The 4387-nt window shown below is 61.5% G+C and carries 5 protein-coding genes; all 5 read right to left on the reverse strand.

What is annotated here, in order from left to right; translation table 11 throughout:
* Positions 1-361: 361 nt before the first annotated feature.
* Positions 362-1669 carry a HAMP domain-containing sensor histidine kinase gene (locus VGH68_RS21255; RefSeq protein WP_331605675.1) on the reverse strand — a complete coding sequence of 436 codons (1308 nt, stop codon included), beginning with the start codon at positions 1667-1669 and terminating at the stop codon, positions 362-364.
* Complete coding sequence (locus VGH68_RS21260) at positions 1653-2342, reverse strand: response regulator transcription factor (RefSeq protein ID WP_331605677.1); 690 nt, start codon at positions 2340-2342, stop codon at positions 1653-1655. Before VGH68_RS21260 ends, VGH68_RS21255 begins: the two co-directional genes overlap by 17 nt.
* Before the next feature lie 262 nt (positions 2343-2604).
* Positions 2605-3027 (reverse strand): biopolymer transporter ExbD, encoded by a 423-nt coding sequence (locus tag VGH68_RS21265; protein WP_331605678.1) that lies wholly within the window; start codon positions 3025-3027, stop codon positions 2605-2607.
* Between the two features lie 14 nt (positions 3028-3041).
* Positions 3042-3773, reverse strand: a complete 732-nt coding sequence (locus tag VGH68_RS21270) for a MotA/TolQ/ExbB proton channel family protein (protein WP_331605679.1) — start codon at positions 3771-3773, stop codon at positions 3042-3044.
* Positions 3774-3807: 34 nt separating this feature from the next.
* Positions 3808-4387: energy transducer TonB (locus VGH68_RS21275; RefSeq protein ID WP_331605680.1), on the reverse strand; the 580-nt coding region annotated here is incomplete at its 5' end.

Raw genomic sequence — 4387 nt, forward strand, 5'->3', positions numbered from 1 at the left:
CGGCACATGGTCCTGTTGGTCTTCATAGAGACGCTCACTGGCATTGGTCTTCACTGCACTGCTTTTGCCCTCACTGCACAGTTGTCAATGGCGCAACCAGCCCATGTCGATTGGCGAGGCTGGCAAAAGAGGACAACGAGTACGGTGCTGAGCCCAATTGACTTGACTTGCTTATGTACAGCGATTGTCCGCATGCTGGCGCGCCGAGCTCGGCGTGGTGCATTGCGCACCCCGTTGGCAGGACGCAGGCAAACAGCAGCGGTCGGCGCATGTCGGCATTCATGGGTCTGTTGGCACCTGAAGAGAGGGAGACAGACTTGGATCCTACGCAACGGCTTGTGAAGTTTTCGTCAAGACGTCGTCAGTTTCGCGGGATGTCGTGCTGATTCGGGGCCGCGAGCGGGAGCCTTAGTGATACCCGGGTACCTTTATTCGGCCCGCTATCAAGTTCGACCCGCCAGCCATGCCAGTCACAGATATTTTTAACGATCGACAATCCAATGCCGAAGCCGCGTGCCGAACCGGCTACCGAATCCGCCCGGTAAAAACGCTCGAATACGTGCGACAACGCGTCGGTCGGAATGCCCGGGCCGGTGTCCTCGATATGCAGCGTGCCATCCCCATAGGAGAAGCGTATAAGCCCACGGTCGGTGTAGCGCGTAGCGTTGTCAACCAGGTTGGACAGCACGATCGCAAGTGCGGAGCGGTTCGCTTTAACCTGCAGATCGCGATCGACGCAGAGCGCGACCGACACGCCCTTGTCCACCAGACGCCCGGAAAAAGGGGCCAGTGCAGTTTCGATCACATGACAAAGGTGTACGGGGTCCGTGTCGACCGCTGATTCCTCTCTCGCAAACAGCAGCAGCGCATTGACCAACTCGATCATGTTGTCTGCGGCGCGATTGATTTGCCGCAGCCGCGCCCGGGATTTCAGGCCGATCGAAGCATCCTGTTCGAGCAGCTCGCTGCTCGTCTTGATCGCGGTGAGCGGGGTGCGTAATTCATGACTAACGTTGCCGGTGAACTCCTTTTCGCGCTCGATCATGTCGGTGATGCGGCTGTGGTAATCGTTGAATGCCGCGACCAGTTCGATGACTTCGGCTTCGTCATACTTGCCCGGGTTGATCGATGCCGATCCGCCGAGCCGGAGCGCTTCGACCTGCCGCGCGAAGCCCGCCACCTGGCGCACCAGCAGACCGGATAAACCGAACGCAAGCCAGATCGTCAGCAGCGCGAACGCGCCGGTACCGGTCATCAACGCATCGACCACCTGCTTGAAGCGCCGCTCGTAGCGGCTGAAGTTGTACACGCGAAATATCTTCGTATCGCCGAACGGGGCGACCGCCACGTGGATCTCCTGGTCGTCGACGATGATCTCGTGCGCGCCCTCGGAAAGATCCTTCGCTGAAGTAGGCAAAGTGACAGGGACCGCACCGGCGACGGATACATGCGCGCCAAGCCGTGGATCGAGGGGCGGAATGAGTTTCGGGTCGATCAGGAAACTCCGGATCAGACTCGCCATGTCGTCTTCGATCAGCGCAACGATAAGCCTCTCTTCCTGGGCTTCAGCGAGCGCCTTCACACCGAGTGCCTGAACCACGAGAAGAAGGATCGTCAGCGCGGAAAAGACCAACGCGACCTTCAGGCGCAGACTACGACGCGTCCGCATCGCTCACCACGAACCGGTAGCCCAGACCGTGTACCGTCTCGATCACGTCATCTTCGCCGTGCGCCGTCAATGCGCGCCTCAGCGTATAAACGTGCGTGCGCAGCGTATCGCTGTCCAACGATTGCTCGCCCCACACGTCCGCCTCCAGTTCGGCGCGGACAAACACCCGATTCGGCGATTGCATCAGGATTCGGAGCAACTGCAGGCACTTGGGCGGCAGCTTGACCGGCCGCCCGGCGCGCTCGACCGCGAGCGTCGCCAGATCGAAGCGCACGTCAGCGCAACTCAAGACAGGTTGCGTCACCTGGCCTTTGTAGCGCTTGATCAGCGCCGCGAGGCGTGCGCCGGCCTCCTTGAGCGAGAATGGTTTGATGAGATAGTCGTCAGCGCCTTGGACGAAACCCTGTAGTTTGTCGTCGAGCGTATCCTTCGCCGTCAGCATGAGAACAGGCGTGTCCCGGCGTGCTTCTTCCCTCAATTTGCGGCAAATGGTCAACCCGTCCAGACCGGGCAGAGCCAAGTCCAGAAGGATGGCATCCCAGTGCTGCGTAGTGGCCAGATGCAGGCCCATTACGCCTTCTGACGCAACGTCGACCTGATATCCACGGCTTTCCAGAAAGTCGTAGAGGTTGGTTGCGATGGCAGCGTCGTCTTCGATGATCAATACTTTCATGGAACGGCTTCCTGGCAAATGGGCAGTGTCGCAAGACACGCATTTCGGTGCGCAGGCGACATGGTATCGCCTGACCATGACCATTTGAGTGGCGCCTGGCCTTCTTCGGTTGCATGGGAAGCCGAGGCCAGGTTGCTTAAGTCCTTTCGAGAAAGCTTCGCTGCAAAGGTGCCCTGGGCAGATTCTTCCGCGATCGCATCCAGCTCTTCCTCGAAACACTCCGTGACTACGGCCAACTTTTTTACAGTGTCCCCGAGGCGGCCTATTTCTTCTCGCGCGGCTCCGTGACGAACCCGATCTTCGGTAGCCCGCCGCCCTGCGCCGCCGACATCACGTCCGCCACCCGCTCGTAGGGCACCTTGCGGTCGGCGCGCAGATGAATCTCGGGCTGCGGCGTCAGCCGCGATGCTTGCGCGATGCGCGCCTCGAGGGCGGCATCGTCCACCTTCTGATCGTCCCAGAGAATCGTGCCATCGGCTTGCACGGCCACGTCCACATGGGCCGGTTTCGTGTCAGCTGGCTGGCTGCTCGCCTTCGGCAGGTCAATCTTCACCGCATGGTTGATCGCGGGAATCGTGACGAGAAAAATGATCAGCAGAACAAGCATGACGTCGACGAGCGGCGTCATGTTGATCTCGCTCATCATGCCGTCTTCCTCGTCGCTGGAAAACGGGCTCATTGTCATCTGACGGCTCCCGCTCAGTTGGCGCGTGCGGCAAGGCGAATGCCGTCGCGGCGCTGGTTCGAAGAGAGCTTCGTGCCCGTCAGGAAGAACGCATGCAGCCCGTGCGCGAAGCGGTTCAGCTTCGTGACGATCGACTTGTTCGAGCGCGTGAGCGCGTTATAGCCGAGCACCGCCGGAATCGCGACGAAGAGGCCAAACGCGGTCATGATCAGCGACTCGCCGACCGGGCCCGCAACCTGGTCGATGGACGTCTGGCCGGTCGCACCGATGACCAGGAGCGCGTGATAGATCCCCCACACGGTGCCGAACAGGCCGACGAACGGCGACGTGCTGCCGATCGAGGCGAGCACCGCCAGCCCCGCCTGCATGCGGCCGACGCTCTCGTCCATGGTGTCCTTGAGGCAGCGGGTGATCCAGTCGGACACGTCCATGCGGTCATGCAGGTGCAGCTGGGTCTGATGGTGATGATCGGCGGCATCCTGGCTCGACAGCGCGAGCGCGAGGTACGGGTTGTCACGCACATTCGACGATTCGCCGCCGAGCTTCTGGATGCCATCGGCGAAATCGTCGGAATGCCAGAACGCGCGTTCGGCGTTCTTCGCGAGGCGCTTGAGACGCAGCACGTTCAGCGTCTTCACCACGATCACGGTCCATGACAACACCGACATGATCACCAGCGCGAGCAAAATGCCGCGCGTGACGAAATCCCCTTGGGTCCAGACATGCGCCAACCCGTAGTTTTGCATTGCAGTTCCTGTATTCAAAGAAAAGTATGCTCGCTCAATCGTCCAGGCTGAACACGAAAGGCTGGGAGTAGGCGGCGCGAACCGGCTCGCCGTTTTCCTTGTAGGGTTTGCAGGCGCTTGCGCGCATCGCGTCGAGGGCGGCATCGTCGAGACGCGACGAGCCGCTCGTTTTCTTCAACTCTATGTTTTCGATCCTGCCTGTCAGGCTGACCACGAACCTCACCACCGCGGTGCCCGTTTCGTTGCGTCGCCGGGAAAGAGCCGGGTACTCCGGCGCCGCGATATTGCAGTCAAGATGCGAGACGTCTTTCGGCGCCCCCTGTGCAAGCGTCGGACGGCCGATCGCGGGCGCCGCCGCGGTCGCCGCGGGTGGTGGCGACGACGGAGCGGGCGCTGGTTCAGGGACGGCAGCGGCGAGCGTCGACCGCGCGTCGGTTTGCACCGGCGTCGGCGTAGACGCCGGCGCGGGTTTGACGTGTGACTGCACCTTGGGCTTGGGCGGAACCGGTTTGGGTCGCGGCGGAGCCGGGGTGGACTCGATCACGGCGGGAGCTACGACCGGCTGAGGTGGCGCGCTGATCAGTTCGGCCGTGATCGTCCGGGCTTCGGCCGGC

Origin of the sequence: Paraburkholderia sp. (genome assembly GCF_036488505.1) — a bacterium.
In the GTDB taxonomy this organism is placed as follows: domain Bacteria; phylum Pseudomonadota; class Gammaproteobacteria; order Burkholderiales; family Burkholderiaceae; genus Paraburkholderia.